Genomic DNA, 17,737 nt, shown 5'->3' with positions numbered 1-17,737 from the left:
CGGGCCCGTTTTTTCATTCCAATATATCTTCTTCAAGCTTTTCCTCTTTTCGGATCCTGATGAATTTTACGATATTCAATACAATCGTTTTAACAACGGAGTAAGTAGGAACCGCCAAAATCATGCCGATGATACCGGCAATGTTTCCGGCGACGAGCAAAAGGATGATGATGGTAAGCGGATGTGTGTTCAATTTTTTCCCGATGACTAACGGTGATATGAAATTACCATCCAGTTGCTGAATGACCGTTACAACCAGAATGACCAATAACGCCTCGGTCGGTGAATGAATCAACGCCACAATGACCGCAGGAGCCGCTCCAATAAACGGACCTACATATGGGATGATATTGGTTACAGCACCAATCAGCGCGAATAAGAACGCGTAAGGCAAACCAATGATCAAATACCCGATGAACGTTCCGATCCCGACAAACATGCAAACAAGCATCTGCCCTTGTATGTATGTGGTAAGCGTTCCGCCAGTTTCCTGAAGTACTGTTAAAGCCGGTTTTCTATAGCTAACCGGTACGAATTTCATAATGGCGGCCGGAAGCTTATCCCCATCCTTCAGCATATAAAATAGGATGAAAGGAACCGTCACGACCACTAAAGTAATATTCGTCACTACGCTGAAAACAGAGGTTAAACTGTTCGTTATATTACTAGGTAAATCAGTCAAATATTTCTGAAGCGAGTCACCCACTTCTTTCAGGGGAACATAGTCTTGTTCCATCGTCCACAAAAACCATTTTGACTCCGCTGAATCTTCAATGAACTTCCTTGTTTGATTGAAATATTCCGGGAGGTTATTGATTAGATCCGTAACCTGTTTGGACAGTGACGGGCCAACCAGACCGACAAGCAAACTAATCAATCCCAGGAAAAATACATATAGCAATAATATCGACAATCCCCTAGGCACCCTTATTTTAACCAGGAAATCAACTGTGGGATTGAACAAAAAGTAGAGAAAACCCGCAATCAAGATTGGAAAGAACAATGTAGATGTAAAGATGACTATCGGCTCAAAAAGAAAAGAAATCTTTGTACCAACATAAAAAAGTAAAGACAATAGTAATAACTCTAACGTCCAAAAATGTAATTTTGTCTTGAACAAATTATCTCCTCCACTATAACCATTCTATTTAACTCCCTATTTCTAAGGAAACAACTTCATAAATACGAAAAATCCTATGTATGATAATCTCTCATTGTTAGCAGTTTACCATATTTCCATAACTTGAATGAATAATTATATACAAAAATAAAAGAAAAAGCCAAAAGATACAGTTCCCTATCTTTTTAATGGTTAAGCTTCATTTTAAAATATTCTATTTCCAGTGGTGCCGAAAGGTTCATTGGTTTGTTTTCACCAATAAGGGACACGGACCCAAATAAAAAAACCCCGCTGTATTGGCGGGGTGGTTTTGTGTCTTATTTTTGATCTTGTAGTACTGCTTCAAGCATCGTACCATTTTTAGCTAGGTTTGTATGCCATGAAAATGCTTTTTCAAGAATGTGTGGAGTTTGATGCCCACCAGTTTGCGCAACAGCTTCAGTGAAGTATGCACGAAGTTGTGGACGGTAGTCAGGATGCGCACAGTTTTCTATGATTAACTCTACGCGCTCTTTTGGTGCCAAACCACGTAAATCAGCGATCCCTTGCTCTGTCACTAATACATCCACATCATGTTCAGTATGATCCACATGTGAAACGAAAGGAACGATACTAGAAATTTTGCCGCCTTTTGCATATGATTTCGTTACGAAAATGCCTAGGCGTGAGTTACGGGCAAAATCTCCTGATCCACCGATTCCATTCATCATTCTTGTCCCAGAAACATGTGTCGAGTTCACATTACCATAGATATCACACTCTAACGCTGTATTGATTGAAATCAAGCCAAGGCGACGGATGATTTCAGGATGGTTAGATATTTCTTGTGGACGAAGAACTAGTTTATCACGGTATTTTTCAAGCTCACCGTAAACTTGTTTACCTTTTTCTTCAGCTAATGTAATCGAACACCCTGAAGCGAATTTAACTTTTCCAGCATCGATCAAATCAAATACCGCATCTTGCAGCACTTCTGAATAAACTTCCAAATCTTTAAATTCAGAATCAAGGAAGCCAGCGAATACTGCATTTGCAACTGAACCTACACCCGACTGAAGCGGAGCAAGGCTTTCAGTTAAACGGCCAGCCTTGATTTCTTCACGAAGGAAGTTAATAAGGTGGTTGGCGATTGTTGCAGTTTCTTCATCCGGCGGCACGATTGTAGAAGGTGCATCAAGATCTGTGGAAACTACGATTCCCATTACTTTTTCAGGATCAACCGCAATACCGATCGAACCAAGGCGATCACTTGCTTTAGTCATAGGAATCGGTTCGCGTTCCCCTTGTTTAGCTGGTGTATATATATCATGCATCCCTTCCAATCCTTCTGGATGGGACACGTTCAATTCAATGATTACATGTTTAGCTTCTTGAACGAATATGGCTGAGTTTCCTACAGAAGTTGTCGGAATGATTAATCCATCTTCCGTAATCGCCAATGCTTCGATGATTGCAAAATCTATAGGTCCGACAATGCCTTGACGAACTTGTTCAGCTGTATGAGATAAATGCTGATCCACATAAGTGACTTCATCAGCATTAATTTTATTGCGAATACCTTTATCCGCTTGGAACGGCAAACGTTTGTTTATGATACCTGCTTCCGCCATATGTTGGTCGACTTCCGGTCCTAATGAGGCACCTGTATATACGTCAACTTTGAATTTTTCTGATTTAGCTCTTTCAACTAGAGCCATCGGAATAACTTTAGCGTCTCCAGCACGGGTAAATCCACTCATACCGAGTTTCATCCCATCTTTAATCCATGAAGCTGCTTCTTCCGCTGTAACTACTTTCCCCTTAAATTGTTCGTTGCGAATTTTTTTGAAAACGCTTTCGTTCATACAAAAGACCCCCATTTTTCGCTTTTCTTACACTTAATTTTACCAATCCTGTGTAATCATCACATTCGATTTCGAATGAAAAGCCTTAAATAGAGCATAAACCAGCATTTTTTTTACACAAAGGAGAATCACTAAAACCCCAAAGCCCTTCTAAATTGACTTGCATATGTTTGACTGACCTGGATTTTGGAGTTGTCTTTCATTATCAATAAAAATGTAGAATGAAAATCGGGAAGGATTTCTTGTATATAATTGATATTGACGATGTACGAACGATGCACACGAATGAATAAATCACTAGGTAAAATGAATTCCAATTCACTTAAATTCATTTTATGAAATCCACTCACACGTTCGGACTGAATCTTAGTTTTCCTATTTTGAGCTTCCAAATACATAATTTCATCATATGGAAGCGGTATCCAGCGGTCATCTGTTTTAATGGTCAAGAATGATGTCGGTAAAATTAATGGCTTTGACGGCAAGATGGCCGTTACCGCCCCTAAAGGATTGCCCTCGTCCATGATAGGAACACTCAGCCCATAGTAAGGTACGCCAAATACATTACTTTCAACTTGCACCCCTATTTTTTTACGAACACTCAGCGCTTTATATGTCGCCGTTTTTTCACTGAATAAATCACCCGGTTTTATTCTTAAGTCAACTTGTTTGCTCGGTTGATAATAAATGTATTTTTCTGAATCAGCCACAGAAATTGAAGCATCCTTCGGTACAAACTCCCTGATGATATTCAAAACGGATTCGACCGTAAATTGATCCATTTCCTTTCACCTCTTAAAAGAACATATTAATAATTTCCCTATTATTAAACAGGGCATTCATGAAATAATTCATCGTTTTCTGGAAAACTTACATTTTTTTGAATTCACGTTTCGTAAAATAAAGAAAAATGGAAGTAACTAAGCGAAAAACGTCAAAAAAAGCAAAAAAATCGTATTTAAATTTATATCCTTATTCATTATAGTTGGAAAGCTCCCCGATTTCCATGGGGGATTCTAGAAAAAGGTTTCCTTATGACTAACATTTAAACTCCACAGCCGAGGTTGGGCATCAAACGCATAAAGAAGCCGCTCTCCCTATATTGGATAGCGGCCGAAAGGTTATTTTTTAAAACGGGGATTTTGAAACGAGGATTTTATTCGAAGGGATAATATCTCTTCTAAGTTTTTCAGTGGCAATTCCAATAAAAAGGGTCGGTCATCAGGTTGATATACATCCTCTGAAATGAGCGTATTAACGATCTTCTGTTTTTTCGCATTAACAATTCGGACCAGTCTCCCCATTTTCAGCTCCCTTTCCTTAATCTACTGTATCCAGCACATTCGCCGAATTAATCACAGCATCAGATGTCATTCTTTAACGCATCATGACCTTCTTTTCCGGTCCGGATATTCACAACATTCGCCAATTCATACGTGAAGATTTTACCGTCACCAGGCTTACCGGTACTCAAGAATTTCCTTGCTACATCCACAACGTCCTGAACTGGCACCTCACACACAACGATTTCGATTTTCATTCGGTCATGCAATGACATTTCACGATTTCTGCCTCTATATGTTTCCACATAACTTTTCTGAAGACCCGTTCCTTTTACTTCCGATACTGTCATTCCGCTTACCCCAATTTTTGCAAGTTCCGCTTTAAATTGTTCAAACTTGATAGGACGTGTAATGATTTCTATTTTCGTTAAAACTTCGGACATATGAGCCCCCCCTTTAAATTGATTCGTGATAAGCTTTTTCTCCATGAAGTGTAAGATCGAGCCCCATTGACTCATCTTCTTCACTGACACGCAAAGGCACGAGAAGGTTAATGACTTTCGCAACGATATAAGTGACCACGGCAACGAAAATATATGTCGCGACGATCGCTACAAGCTGCTTCCACAACAAGTTGAAATCGCCATAGAATAAACCATTTGCACCGCTGTCGTTTACAGAAGTGGTCGCGAACAAACCTGTAGCGATGCCACCCCATGTCCCACCGATCCCATGTAATCCGAAAGCATCAAGTGCATCGTCGTAACCCAGTTTATTCTTCAGGAAGAAAACGCCCCAGAAACAAACGGCACCGCCGACGACCCCGATAATCATTGATGATGCAGGCGTTACGAATCCGCAAGCAGGTGTAATGGCTACCAAGCCAGAAATAGCTCCTGATACTGCACCCAGCAATGTTGCCTTTTTATTAGCCATATACTCAACGATCAGCCAGCCAATGATACCAGCAGCTGCTGCAACAGCTGTATTAACAAATACATTCATCGCCACTTCATTGATTGTCAGTGCACTCCCGACGTTGAAGCCATACCAACCGAACCAAATTAATGAACCGCCGAGGAATGTTAAAGGAAGATTATGCGGTGCACTGTCACCCGACTCTTTCCTTTTACCTAACATGATCGCTAAAACCAGACCCGCAACCCCTGAAGAAATGTGAACGACGTTGCCACCTGCAAAGTCAAGTGCACCCAGTTCCGCTAACCAACCGCCTCCCCATACCCAGTGTGCAACGGGAGCGTATACGAATAAGGACCAAAGGATCGTGAAAATCAGGAATGCTGAAAACTTCATCCGCTCGGCAATGCCACCTGCAATGATCGAGACTGTTAACACGGCAAAAGTCATTTGAAATAACATGAACAAACTATGAGGAATTGTTTCGCTATATGGTCCTGGTGCAAAACCTACATCCTTTAAACCAACCCAGTCAAGACCGCCCAGAAATGGATTACCAGGTGAAAATGATAATGAATATCCAATCAGCACCCAAAGAATCGAAATGACAGCCAGTGGCATATAACTATGCATTGCCGTATTCAGGACATTTTTACTTTTTACCATCCCTCCATAAAATAGGGCAATCCCTGGTGTCATTAGCCAAACCATCATCGTCGCCAAAAACATGAATACCGAATCCGCCATTTGCATACTGTTTTTTCCCCCTTATTTTTGTATATGTTATGTTTATTAACACTTAAATGTTATGTTTTTTATCATATACTTAATTTTCTAAAAATTCAACTTAATTTTCATTTTCTATAAAAATATGTAAGGTTATATAACATCAATATGAATAAAGAATCAGAAAATATGGTTTTTTTCGTTTTGAAAATACTTTTCACCACTTTCACGACTCCATTCCCTTTACATTCCCCCTCTACTTATGTCCCGTTCTAAAAAAATCCCATTAAAAAAAGGGCCTCCTATTGAGGACCCTTTTTAAAAAAAATATCATTAACAGCAACGAGACACTTTCCCACCCTTTGCGTTATACCGCTCATCCTGGGCTTCACAGAAAAATTCTTTCCTGGTTTTCACAGGATCTTCAGGATGATGCATTCTCATATGTGCCACATAAGTATCATAACTCGGCACGCCGACTAGCAAACTGACGAATTGCTTTCTGTAGCTGAGAATTTTAATTAACCTTTTCAACATTGCCTTCCCTCCCTTATGACGACCTTGATACATAAGGTGTTTCATGTAAATCTATTTTCTGGTTCTTCAAGACTTTTATCCATAACCGAATTGCAGAAATCAGAACCGTGATCACAACGATCATGAAGATGGCACATAGGGCAGCATCGACATAATCATTGACGATAACCCGTTTCATCTCGGCAAGGTTAGCTGCCGGAGCAAGAATTTCCCCATTATCATAGGCCTCTTTAAACTTATCTTTATGTGCTAAAAAGCCAATAGCCGGGTTTTCGTGGAACAGCTTTTGCCACCCAGCCGTCATGGTCACTATCAACAAGAATGTAGTAGGTACAAGAGTGACCCATGTGTACGCTTTTTTGCCCATTTTGAAAAGGACCGTAGTCCCAAGCAGCAACGCAATTGCGGAAAGCATTTGATTCGCAATTCCAAACAATGGCCAAAGGGTGTTGATTCCGCCAAGAGGATCAATGACCCCTTGATAAAGGAAGTACCCCCAACCGATTACACAAATGGCAGTCGCAATAATATTGGGCAGCCATTTATTCGTTTCGGCAAAAGGTTTGTAAAAGGTCCCGATGATATCCTGTATCATAAAACGCCCTACCCTGGTTCCAGCATCAATGGTGGTCAATATGAACAATGCCTCGAACAGGATCGCGAAATGATACCAGAACGCCATCAGGGACGCTCCGCCAATCACTTGCGAGAAGATATGGGCCATGCCGATAGCAAAGGTTGGAGCTCCTCCAGTACGGGATATAATGGTCTCTTCCCCAACATCGTCGGCAAGGCCGGTAATCATCTCAGGTGTCAAAATGAAACCCCAATCGGATATCGTAGCGGCCACTTGAGCAGGCTCCGTTCCCACAACGGCACCCGGGCTATTAATGGCAAAATAGATACCAGGAGTCAGTACACAGGCTGCTATCATCGCCATGATGGCTACAAAGGATTCAGTCAACATCGCCCCGTATCCGATTGGACGTGAATGGGATTCGCGTTCGATCATTTTAGGAGTTGTACCTGAAGAAACGAGTGCATGGAAACCTGATACCGCCCCACAAGCGATCGTAATGAATAGGAACGGGAATAAGTTTCCGGAAAATACGGGTCCTGTTCCATCAATGAATTGAGTAACAGCAGGCATTTCAAGGCTCGGCATGACAATAAAGATACCAAGTGCAAGTCCGATGATCGTACCGATTTTCAAGAATGTACTTAAGTAATCACGCGGTGCCAATAACATCCATACAGGCAAAACAGAGGCAACGAATCCGTATACAATCAACATGATGGCAATCGTTTCCCCACTGAATGTGAACATTGGCGCCAATGTAGCGCTCTCTGATACAAAGCGACCGAAATATAACGCGAGCATCAATAGTATGATTCCGATAATCGATCCTTCGCCAACCCGTCCCGGCCTTATATAGCGCATGTAAATGCCCATAAGCACAGCGATCGGTATGGTCGAGGCAATCGTGAACATCCCCCACGGACTTCCGACGAGCGCCTTTACGACAACCAGGGCAAGTACCGCTAATAAAATGATCATGATACCCAGGATACCGATCATCGCTATCAAGCCTGTAATCGGTCCAATTTCCTCCTTGATCATCTCTCCCAATGATTTGCCGTTACGGCGCATCGAACCGAAGAGAATGATGAAATCCTGTACGGCACCAGCCAATACAACCCCGACTACAAGCCATAGTGTCCCTGGCAAATATCCCATCTGCGCTGCAAGGATGGGACCAACAAGAGGGCCAGCTCCGGCAATCGCTGCAAAATGGTGGCCAAACAACACCCATTTGTTTGTAGGAACATAATCTTTCCCATCATTATTCGCTTCCGATGGAGTCTGGCGATTGTCATCTAGCTCAAACACTTTCCGTGCAATGAATTTACTATAAAAGCGGTATGCAATTGAATAAACACAGAGTGCCGCAGTGACAATCCACATGGCATTGATGCTTTCCCCCCGGTTTAGCGCGACGAAACCAAAACTCACCGCACCCAACGCAGATATGATCCCCCAAAGAATGACTGACTTAAGCGCTTTCATTTTTTTCCATCTCCTCTCTATTGAACTGGTGTGCAACTATAAAAAACCTCATTTATAAGGGGCCAGGGCTATATTCCTCCCCTAACCCATTAAATTTAAAGAATTTTATATATATTCTGAATTATATGTTACTATAAGGTTTTTTAGCAATAGCAAATTGGTCAATTTGTAAAGTATTTTCCATTATTTTGTCGATAATTCCCTCTATTCCCACCAAGATGGAATTGGTGATTTTCACGCTTTAAAAAAACGCATTTGGTGAAAAATCCACATTTTTGAAGGTGCATCTTTAAATGAATGGAAGGCAATCCCCAAGTTTAAAGTCGTTATAATGGGACCAAAACAAAAAATGTGCGCCCTGACGGCACACATTCTTTCTTCATCCAATCTGGTTTCCCCTTAATGAACTGCGAAATAGTTCGTAATAAAAACCTCTCTGCCGCAACAATTCTTCATGGGATCCCTTTTCAATGATCCTTCCTTCATCAAGTACAAGGATTTGGTCACTTTGCTGAATTGTATTCAATCTGTGGGCAATGACAAAACTTGTCCTTCCCTCCATCAAACGGTGTAAAGCCTCCTGGATTTTAAGCTCTGTAATCGTATCTATGCTACTTGTCGCTTCATCCAAAATCAAGAGAACGGGATCGGCTAAAATAGCCCTGGCAATCGATAATAGCTGGCGCTGTCCCTGGCTTATTCCACTGCCATCCTGATTCAAGATGGTATCATACCGATCCGGCAGTTTCATGATAAAGGAATGGGCATTGGCAAGCTTTGCTGCATTCACCACTTCTTCATCTTCGGCATCCAGTCGACCGTAGCGGATATTTTCACGAATCGTACCTTGAAACAAAAAAGAATCCTGTAAAACGAAGCCCATATGCTTACGGAGACTGGACCTCGTCACCTGTTGGATGTCCTGGCCATCAATCAATATCCGGCCGCTGTTCGGCTCGTAAAAACGGGCAAGAAGATTAATGATCGTAGTCTTACCTGCCCCAGTGGGACCTACAAGCGCGATGGTCTCCCCTTTTTCCGCACGGAAATCAACATCATATATCGTTTGCTCCTCATCATTATACGAAAAGGAAACACCCTCAAATTCCACATCACCACGGACATCACGAAGTTCAGAGGCCTGTTTCTCATCCACTTCCTCTTCTTTTTCATCAAGTATGGTGAAAACCCGCTCCGCACCGGCAACAGCTGAGAGAAGTGTATTGAATTGGTTAGCCAGGTCATTGAGTGGACGGGTGAATTGCCTTGAATACTCGGTGAAAATGACAATGACCCCGATGGAAACCGTCCCTATGCCACTCAGCGCCAAAAACCCGCCTACAGCGGCTATTACCGTGAAGCTTAAGTTGTTCAGTAAATTCATCAATTTCGGAATCAGCCCAGAGTATGATTGTGATAGGAAGCCAGCTTTCTTTAAGTTTTCACTCCGGATGACAAAATCTCGGATCACTTTATCTTCCTGTGAAAAAGCCTTTACGATCCGTTGTCCGGAAATCGTTTCTTCTATAAACCCATTCAGTTCTCCAAGATTCTTCTGCTGTTCTTTAAACAGCTTTCCCGTCCGGTTCGTTATCCACCTCAGCCCGAAGAACATAAGAGGAACGATTAATAATGTTAAAACAGTTAATAAAGGGCTCAAATACAGCATAACTCCGATTGTCCCGACCAGTGTCAGCACACTGGAAAAAATCTGGATGACTGAACTATTCAAAGTGGAACTGACATTTTCTATATCATTCGTGACCCTACTCATCAATTCCCCATGCTGACGCCGGTCAAAAAAGGGAATGGACAATTGGTGAAGCTTTTTGAACAATTGATTGCGCATTGCATAAACCGTATCCTGCGCGATTCCGATCATCCAATAATTCTGAAGCCACATGGATAAGGAATAGAATATATAGACCCCGAGAAGTCCGAAAAGAAGGCTGATCAGCCCCCCGCTATCTCTTGTGACAATATAATCATCAATGGCCATCCCAACAAGAAAAGGGCCAAGCAATCCCAAAACCGAGCTTATCAGTACCATGAAAAGGACACAATATAGCAGGCTTTTATTCGTTGCTAAGTAGGGAATGATCCTCTTTATCGTATTCCAGGAGTTGACCGGTTTAGTCATTGCCTTATCGGGAGATATTCTTCGACTCAAGAGAAATCCCCTCCTCCCCAAACTGTGAGTGAACGATTTTTCGATAAAGATCGCTTGTTTGCATCAAATCCTGATGTTTCCCCAGCGCAAGCACTTGACCACTTTCCAGCAACAATATTTTGTCCGCCTCCATGGCTGTACTGATTTTTTGTGTAATGATGAGCGTTGTGCATGTATAGTCCTTTAAAGCGGCAAGCAATTTACTTTCCGTTTTCAAATCCAGCGCACTAGTACTATCATCCAGAAGGAGAATCTTTGGTCTACGCACCAATGCTCTTGCGATCGATAAGCGCTGTTTTTGCCCTCCGGAAAGATTCACACCTTTTTGCCCTAACTTTGTCTCATATTGTTTCGGAAGTTTCATTACGGTCTCATGCACCTGAGCATGCATGGCCGCTGTCACGATTTCCTCCATCGAGGCATCTTCTTTTCCCCAAGCGACATTATTTTTTATTGTTCCTGAAAAAAGCAGGGCCTCTTGCGGTACATAGCCGATCCTTTTCCGCAGCGAATTCAAGGGAATATCCTTCACATCCTGGTCATCAATTCGAATGGAGCCGCTTTCAACTTCGTATAATCTCGGAATCAGCTGAAACAGTGATGTTTTCCCTGATCCTGTCGCTCCTATGATGGCAAGCGATTCTCCCGGATCGATGGAGAAGCTCAAGTTTTTCAATATCGGGGTATCGGTTCCAGGATAGCGGAAAGATACATCCAGAAACTTGATGCCTCCCCCATCGAAGGCCCCACTCTTGCTTTCCGCCTTGCCTTCATCAATATCTATCGGGGTTTCAAATATTTCCGTCACACGTTCCGCTGAAGCCTTCGCACGGGAAATGACCATGATCAACCATGAAAAAACGGAAAGGGATGCCGCAATCCTCGTGGCATAGTTGACAATCGCCACAACCTCCCCTACCTGTATATCTCCCGTTGTTATAAATTCGCTTCCAAGCCAGAGAATGATCAGAATCGCCACATTCATGACAAGCATCAGCACAGGCATCGTCGTTTCAATTAAACGAAGGGAAGTCACAGTCTTTCTTTTCAACTCTTCATTCGCATCGTCAAATCGGCCGATTTCATGCTCCTTACGAAGAAAAGCTTTGATCAAGCGCATGCCTATCAGGTTCTCCCTCATGACGCCATTGACATTATCGAGTTTATTCTGTACGAGCTTAAACAGCTTGGCCGCTCGTTTCATCACCCATCTAAGGAAGAAGACAAGAACCGGAATTGAAATGACCAAAACAAGGGATAGTTTCAAATCGACCGTAATAGCCATTATCGCCCCGCCGATTACAATCAATGGCGCCCTTGCCATGATACGCAGGCCCATAAAAACCGTATTTTGAAGTTGGGTCACATCATTCGTCATCCTTGTTATCAACGAGGAAGTAGGGATATTATTCAAATTCGCAAAAGAAAACGCCTGTATTTTACCAAAAAGGCTTTTCCTTACATCATGTCCAAAGCTTTGACTTACATGTGATGCCGTAAAGGAATTAACGATCCCGCCAAGGAATGAAAAAACGGAAAGCCCAACCATGACACTTCCCCATTTAATCACTACCGATAAATCTTTCTGCAAAATGCCATCATCAATTATTTTTGCTATAAATAGAGGTTGTAACAGCTCTACCCCTAGCTCGACAATCATTAAGGATAAAGCAAGAATGATCAAAAGCCAGTAGGGCTTAAGAAATGAGGACAAATTTTTCATCTATGACACCCTTCAATTCTTCATATGTAGATACCATCTTTTCATCCTCTCATTATACATTTTTATACAGATTTTTTAAAAGATTTTAACTATTATATAGGATTGGTAAATATATTGAAATTTTTTTAATAAATACCCTTGACAAATTACAGGAAATAAGCGAAAATTCTAATTGATAATGATTTTCAATTTCATTATCGATCTCTGAAATTTGATAAGCAATTACGATATTCTCTTATCGTACCCTTTTGATATTGTACATAGCTACAATGTCGCCCCGGCTTCTCTGTGCCTAGTAAAATTATATGCTCATTAGCGAATGCAAGTCACTAGAATATTGCCCCCTCTTTATTCAAGTAATTTATTCACGTTGGAAGCATATTAGGCAGCCGGGGATTATTTTTTTTAAACTATTAAACTTACATATATGATTAAAGGAGCAGGATGATCATGAAACTAGAAGATATCATTAAAGAACGGCGCAGCATCAAACGATTTAAGGACATTCCTGTTCCTATTGATACCATCCAATCATTATTGGAAACTGCAACATGGGCACCGAACCATAAAATGACCCAACCATGGCGCTTCGTCGTGGTGCATGGTGATAGCCGTTTAAAACTCGCGGAAGCAACCAGTGCATTCATGGCAGGCAAAGAGAAGGACCCTGAAAAGAAAAAAGCGGCCGGTCAGCGAGGATATAATAAACTTATAAGTGTACCGATGTTTGTCGCGGTGATCATGGAAGAGAATCCGAATCCCATGACACGTGAAGAAGATTATGCGGCCACAAGTGCATTGATCCAGAATTTCAGCCTGCTTGCCTGGGAACAAGGAATTGGGATGATATGGGAAACATACGGCATGATACACAGCATGGAGTTTCGTGAAGCTTTAGGCGTGAAACCCGGCGAGAAGATCGTCGGCAGCCTTCACGTCGGCTATCCCGATATGATCCCCACTCCACGTCCAAGGAAAGAGATCGATCAACTCCTGACAATTATGGACTAACATAAAAGGAAAGCCTCCAATCTTCTATTAGAAGGCTCAGACTGTAGACAAACTCGATGAAAATCGAGTTTGTCTACAGTTTTTTTATGGCCTTTACAATTTGAACGTGGATTGTAACGTAGGGCACTCGCTTTCCGCGGGCGGTCCGGGAGCCTCCTCGGCTTACGCATGCGGTGTCTCCCTAGACGAGCTTTTCCCGCAGGAGTCTCGCACCTTACACTTCAATCAACTTTGTTTTAAACATATAGATCTTATTCCTACAGTCTTTTTTGTATTATATAGAAGTATTAAAGTTGAGGTGATAAGGATGCTTTCTAAACATGATTCTATTCAGCAAGATCAACTCGAAGTGATTACTTTAAATCAATTGGTGCCAGTGAATCATTTGGCTCGTAAACTTGATGCTGCCATTGACACCTCTTTCATTTATGATTTGGTGAAAGATATGTATTCAGAGGTTGGACGCCCCTTTTTATCCGTTTCAAGAGCGTCAACTCCGTTCTCCTCCAATTGCTTTAGCCACTTGACAAATGGGTAATATTGAATTAAAACAGACACGCTGACCCTCTACAGCGCGTCTGTTAGCTTGGAATGATTATCCCCACACGGTCATTGCCACTTTCATAAAGAACCAGATGAAAAGTCCAGCCGTATGTATAGTGACTAAAAGATTACTAACAAAAAACCCCCTTCTAAAAGGAGGTCACTGAACTATTATTCTCAAAAGAACTCGTGATATAATGCCTGAATTGCCGTCTCTTCGTTATGCCCTTTCACACCGAACATCATGCTTACCTCCGAAGAGCCCTGGTTAATCATCTCAATATTCACCTTTGCTTCGGCCAAGGCTCTTGACGCTCTTGCCGTTGTACCGACATTATGGCGCATTCCTTCCCCTACAACCATGATCAAGGCAAGATCATGCTCCACATTCACTTCATCAGCATGAAGCTCTTTCTTAATCCGTGAAATGATTTTCTTCTCGGCTTCACCCTTCATCTGGTCCTGCCTTAGAATAAGCGTCACATCATCGATGCCTGATGGAATATGCTCATATGAAACTCCATAATCTTCGAGGATGTGCAGCAGTTTCCGGCCAAAACCAACTTCCCTGTTCATCAAATATTTGCTAATGTAAATGCTGCAAAATCCTTTATCACTTGCAATACCAATGACCGGCCCGTTCGTATTATCCCGTGTACTCACAATGCGGGTCCCTTGTGCCGCCGGATTGTTCGTATTCTGGATATGGACAGGTATTCCCGCACGGAATGCTGGAATCAGCGCCTCATCATGAAATACCGAGAAACCTGCATAAGAAAGCTCACGCATTTCACGATAAGTTAATTCCCGGATTCCCTTGGGATTGGAAACCACATTTGGATTCACTGCATAAACGGCATCCACGTCCGTAAAGTTCTCATACAAATCAGCTTTGACCCCATTCGCAAGAATCGAACCCGTAATATCGGAACCGCTTCTTGAGAAGGTTAAAACATCACCATCTAACGTATAACCGAAGAACCCTGGGAATACTACGATTCCAGGCTCATCACGCAGAGCATATAACCGATCATAAGACTCTGGCAGCACCTTGGTAAATCCACCTTCATCCGTTACGATCAAGCCAGCCTTCTTCGGATTTATATACTGCGCCTCTACCCCGCGGCTTTGGAAATAACCCGCGACCAACTTCGCATTATTATCCTCGCCACTGGCCTTCAAGGCAGCCAAATAGCGCTTCGGGTTAGTCTGGTCTGCATGCAACAGTGACATTAAATTTTCATGGATCCCAGTGATGACACTCTCGGATATATCCAGTTCTTCAGCAATGCTCGCATAGCGGGATACGACATCTTCTATCAAATGCTCTCCGTTATCCCCGCGCAGCTGCTGTTCCGCAGCTTCAATCAATAAATCCGTCACCTTTATATCATCGGAATTGCGTTTCCCTGGAGCTGAAACAACTACAATTTTCCTCTCTGGATCAGAAACAACAATTTCGAACACCTTTCTCAACTGTTCACCTGACGCAAGTGAACTTCCACCAAACTTCGCAACTTTCATCTCGACATCCCCTATTTTCGTAAATATTCTGTCATAATTAGCTCTCCCTATTATTACGCTTTTTCTCGAAACAATCAAGTGGAAATTCCGTTATAGGAGGACATTTGTATTTTTAAAATGGACAAAGAGACAAGACCATTGATCGAGAATGGCTAAAAAACTAAAAAAGACAACGGGCATTTGCCCATTGTCTCTCCTATTCTTTAGCGATTATCCACGGTTTCCGGGTATAGGTCATGGTTCATCAAGCGGTAATCCGCCATTTCCTCATACTTCGTACCTGGTTTCCCATAATTCGTGTAAGGGTCGATGGAAATTCCGCCCCTAGGTGTAAACTTGCCCCAGACTTCAATATATTTAGGATCCATCAATTCGATTAAATCATTCATGATGATGTTCATGCAGTCTTCATGGAAATCACCGTGATTGCGGAAGCTGAATAAATAAAGTTTCAAAGACTTGCTTTCCACCATTTTCACACTTGGAATATAGCTGATGTAGATGGTCGCAAAGTCCGGCTGGCCCGTTATCGGACATAAGCTAGTGAATTCCGGGCAATTGAATTTGACGAAATAATCCCGGTTCGGATGCTTGTTATCGAATGACTCAAGGATTTCAGGCGCATAGTCGAATGTATATTTTGTTCCTTGATTCCCAAGCAGTGTGATATCTTTTTTTAATTCTTCTTCTTTTCTTCCAGACATTAAAAGTCCTCCTAATCCCACGTTTCAGGGAGATTCATAAAATGGGCCTCTATATAACAAAAACCATATCTCCTCAAAGATATGGTTGATTCGCGAAAAATATCAAAGCCATAGTTTTTTTAAGAGGGTGATGCTATGAACCTCTCCCGTTTATCGGGAAATATTTTAAAATTGTCATAGTAAATATAGAAAAAAATATCTAATCTGTCAATCATACTTTTTAAATTTGGTTTGATTCCTGCATGCATTCAGCTTAAAATGTAGAAGAAGTTTATCCTACATGAAGGAAGAGATTACGTCAATGTGGATTTTTGCAGCCCTCATCACTAGTTTATGTTTCGGAATCAATAACAGCATTTTTAAATGGAGTAGCGGAAAGGGTTACTCAAAAGTACATATCCAATTTTTCTTTTATTTTTCAGCTTTTATTTTGGCCATATTTTATGGAGTATTTGTGGATGGTTTACAGTTTAACTGGCTGTCCATCATGCTTGGTGGAGCCATTGGGGTACTGAACGCTAATGGTAATATCCAGATGGCAAGCGCCTTTGAAAAAGGGCCGGCAAGCTTGACATCCCCATTAATCGCAGCGAATGCAATATTCCCCATTCTCTGTGCAGCTTTAATTTTTCACGAACATATTTCTACTTTGCAGTGGACTGGAATCGTCTGCATGTTTCTCGCTACATTAGTCATTCAGTATACACCTAATGCTAAAGGTAACCATCAATATGTCCCTTGGATGATGCACACATTATTATCCATTTTATCTTTTGGTGTGCTCGGCATTCTTATGACGACATCAACACGTCTTCATTTAAATTCCCTTGATATCCTGGTATCAATGTATGGAGGCGGAACTCTTTATCTTCTTTCGGCTCTGGCCTTTAAAAAGGAAAAAATCAAGCTACAGGAAGTCAAAATCGGTTCCTTAGTAGGCCTTTTAAGCACTATAGGCTATGGATGTTATTTCTTTGCGTTGAACACTGGCATCGCAAGCATCATCTTCCCTGTCGTCAGCCTGAACTGTTTAGTTGTCGTATTCGCAGGATGTTATTTATTCAAGGAAAAACTAAAAAACTATCAAATTGCCGGCGTACTTGCAGCATTAATCGGCATTATCTTGACTAAAATATGAATTTAGTTCATTTACAAAAACGACCTGGCTGTCATGAGTACAAGCCAGGTCGTTTTTGTATTTTGCCGGGGAATAGAGTGGTCAAAAAAAAGTGTTGACACTTCCTGAAAAATATCAGATAATTTTGAATATTAATTCGTTAGGTTTTACCGCTTTTGAAATGTTTGAAAAATCCTCTGCCACGGGTATTAAAGAAATAGGTACAACCACCTCATTTAATTCTGAATTAGGAAAGGAAAGATGCATAATGGTAAAAGTTACAGTAACAGTTGATTTTCAAGGGAAATCTTATCAAACTAACGTACTTACTAAACCGGATACAGATCATGAAGTAATTTTACAACAAGCGCTTCATCAAGTTGAAAAACAATGGAAAGCATAAAAAGGCAGGCATCGCAATAGATACCTGCTTTTTTAATACCATTTCA

At 41.6% G+C, this 17,737-nt stretch carries 15 protein-coding genes; 4 read left to right on the top strand and 11 right to left on the bottom strand.

The window, feature by feature from the left end; translation table 11 throughout:
• Positions 1 to 13 precede the first annotated feature (13 nt).
• The 9 genes from MKY17_RS02820 to MKY17_RS02780 form a co-directional block, all read right to left on the bottom strand.
• Entirely contained in the window at positions 14 to 1,120 is a 1,107-nt protein-coding gene (locus MKY17_RS02820; RefSeq protein WP_098370455.1) for an AI-2E family transporter, read from the bottom strand.
• Positions 1,121 to 1,437: 317 nt separating this feature from the next.
• A complete protein-coding gene (locus tag MKY17_RS02815) occupies positions 1,438 to 2,964 on the bottom strand; it encodes an acetyl-CoA hydrolase/transferase family protein (protein ID WP_098370454.1) in 1,527 nt (508 codons plus the stop codon).
• Between the two features lie 131 nt (positions 2,965 to 3,095).
• Positions 3,096 to 3,746, bottom strand: coding sequence for a LytTR family DNA-binding domain-containing protein (locus MKY17_RS02810; RefSeq protein WP_098370453.1), 651 nt, complete (start codon positions 3,744 to 3,746; stop codon positions 3,096 to 3,098).
• Between the two features lie 581 nt (positions 3,747 to 4,327).
• Entirely contained in the window at positions 4,328 to 4,690 is a 363-nt protein-coding gene (locus MKY17_RS02805; RefSeq protein ID WP_098370452.1) for a P-II family nitrogen regulator, read from the bottom strand.
• A gap of 13 nt (positions 4,691 to 4,703) precedes the next feature.
• Positions 4,704 to 5,918 (bottom strand): ammonium transporter, encoded by a 1,215-nt coding sequence (locus MKY17_RS02800; RefSeq protein WP_098370451.1) that lies wholly within the window; start codon positions 5,916 to 5,918, stop codon positions 4,704 to 4,706.
• Positions 5,919 to 6,224: 306 nt separating this feature from the next.
• Positions 6,225 to 6,428 (bottom strand): YbdD/YjiX family protein, encoded by a 204-nt coding sequence (locus tag MKY17_RS02795; RefSeq protein WP_098370450.1) that lies wholly within the window; start codon positions 6,426 to 6,428, stop codon positions 6,225 to 6,227.
• Positions 6,429 to 6,441: 13 nt separating this feature from the next.
• Positions 6,442 to 8,496 (bottom strand): carbon starvation CstA family protein, encoded by a 2,055-nt coding sequence (locus tag MKY17_RS02790; RefSeq protein ID WP_098370449.1) that lies wholly within the window; start codon positions 8,494 to 8,496, stop codon positions 6,442 to 6,444.
• 379 nt (positions 8,497 to 8,875) lie between these two features.
• Positions 8,876 to 10,636 (bottom strand): ABC transporter ATP-binding protein, encoded by a 1,761-nt coding sequence (locus MKY17_RS02785; protein WP_339202304.1) that lies wholly within the window; start codon positions 10,634 to 10,636, stop codon positions 8,876 to 8,878.
• A gap of 4 nt (positions 10,637 to 10,640) precedes the next feature.
• Positions 10,641 to 12,389, bottom strand: a complete 1,749-nt coding sequence (locus MKY17_RS02780; protein WP_339201334.1) for an ABC transporter ATP-binding protein — start codon at positions 12,387 to 12,389, stop codon at positions 10,641 to 10,643.
• Positions 12,390 to 12,839: 450 nt separating this feature from the next.
• On the opposite strand from MKY17_RS02780, the gene MKY17_RS02775 reads away from it, so the two are divergent.
• Positions 12,840 to 13,400, top strand: a complete 561-nt coding sequence (locus MKY17_RS02775) for a nitroreductase (RefSeq protein WP_339201333.1) — start codon at positions 12,840 to 12,842, stop codon at positions 13,398 to 13,400.
• A gap of 307 nt (positions 13,401 to 13,707) precedes the next feature.
• Positions 13,708 to 13,938 (top strand): hypothetical protein, encoded by a 231-nt coding sequence (locus MKY17_RS02770; protein ID WP_098370446.1) that lies wholly within the window; start codon positions 13,708 to 13,710, stop codon positions 13,936 to 13,938.
• 182 nt (positions 13,939 to 14,120) lie between these two features.
• On the opposite strand, the gene MKY17_RS02765 is transcribed toward MKY17_RS02770, so the two are convergent.
• Both MKY17_RS02765 and queF read right to left on the bottom strand, forming a co-directional pair.
• Positions 14,121 to 15,467: an aspartate kinase gene (locus MKY17_RS02765; protein WP_141992695.1), complete on the bottom strand. Its 1,347-nt coding sequence runs from the start codon at positions 15,465 to 15,467 to the stop codon at positions 14,121 to 14,123.
• A 203-nt stretch (positions 15,468 to 15,670) separates the two neighbouring features.
• A complete protein-coding gene (gene queF / locus MKY17_RS02760) occupies positions 15,671 to 16,171 on the bottom strand; it encodes a preQ(1) synthase (protein ID WP_061461394.1) in 501 nt (166 codons plus the stop codon).
• Positions 16,172 to 16,451: 280 nt separating this feature from the next.
• On the opposite strand from queF, the gene MKY17_RS02755 reads away from it, so the two are divergent.
• Together MKY17_RS02755 and MKY17_RS02750 are read left to right on the top strand one after the other, a co-directional pair.
• Positions 16,452 to 17,309: a DMT family transporter gene (locus MKY17_RS02755; RefSeq protein ID WP_260398002.1), complete on the top strand. Its 858-nt coding sequence runs from the start codon at positions 16,452 to 16,454 to the stop codon at positions 17,307 to 17,309.
• 91 nt (positions 17,310 to 17,400) lie between these two features.
• Positions 17,401 to 17,691: a BA3454 family stress response protein gene (locus MKY17_RS02750; protein WP_339201330.1), complete on the top strand. Its 291-nt coding sequence runs from the start codon at positions 17,401 to 17,403 to the stop codon at positions 17,689 to 17,691.
• Positions 17,692 to 17,737 lie beyond the last annotated feature (46 nt).

Source organism: Peribacillus sp. FSL P2-0133, from assembly GCF_037975445.1.
GTDB classification, from domain to species: Bacteria; Bacillota; Bacilli; order Bacillales; family DSM-1321; genus Peribacillus; species Peribacillus simplex_E.
This window is presented reverse-complemented; position numbering and strand designations above follow the sequence as displayed.

Excerpts from the sequence above, each read along its gene's own strand:
- MKY17_RS02815 (WP_098370454.1), bottom strand. The coding sequence starts at position 2,964 with ATGAACGAAAGCGTTTTCAAAAAAATTCGCAACGAACAATTTAAGGGG.
- MKY17_RS02810 (WP_098370453.1), bottom strand. The coding sequence starts at position 3,746 with ATGGATCAATTTACGGTCGAATCCGTTTTGAATATCATCAGGGAGTTT.
- MKY17_RS02805 (WP_098370452.1), bottom strand. The coding sequence starts at position 4,690 with ATGTCCGAAGTTTTAACGAAAATAGAAATCATTACACGTCCTATCAAG.
- MKY17_RS02800 (WP_098370451.1), bottom strand. The coding sequence starts at position 5,918 with ATGCAAATGGCGGATTCGGTATTCATGTTTTTGGCGACGATGATGGTT.
- MKY17_RS02795 (WP_098370450.1), bottom strand. The coding sequence starts at position 6,428 with ATGTTGAAAAGGTTAATTAAAATTCTCAGCTACAGAAAGCAATTCGTC.
- MKY17_RS02790 (WP_098370449.1), bottom strand. The coding sequence starts at position 8,496 with ATGAAAGCGCTTAAGTCAGTCATTCTTTGGGGGATCATATCTGCGTTG.
- MKY17_RS02785 (WP_339202304.1), bottom strand. The coding sequence starts at position 10,636 with ATGACTAAACCGGTCAACTCCTGGAATACGATAAAGAGGATCATTCCC.
- MKY17_RS02780 (WP_339201334.1), bottom strand. The coding sequence starts at position 12,389 with ATGAAAAATTTGTCCTCATTTCTTAAGCCCTACTGGCTTTTGATCATT.
- MKY17_RS02775 (WP_339201333.1), top strand. The coding sequence starts at position 12,840 with ATGAAACTAGAAGATATCATTAAAGAACGGCGCAGCATCAAACGATTT.
- MKY17_RS02770 (WP_098370446.1), top strand. The coding sequence starts at position 13,708 with ATGCTTTCTAAACATGATTCTATTCAGCAAGATCAACTCGAAGTGATT.
- MKY17_RS02765 (WP_141992695.1), bottom strand. The coding sequence starts at position 15,467 with ATGAAAGTTGCGAAGTTTGGTGGAAGTTCACTTGCGTCAGGTGAACAG.
- queF (WP_061461394.1), bottom strand. The coding sequence starts at position 16,171 with ATGTCTGGAAGAAAAGAAGAAGAATTAAAAAAAGATATCACACTGCTT.
- MKY17_RS02755 (WP_260398002.1), top strand. The coding sequence starts at position 16,452 with ATGAAGGAAGAGATTACGTCAATGTGGATTTTTGCAGCCCTCATCACT.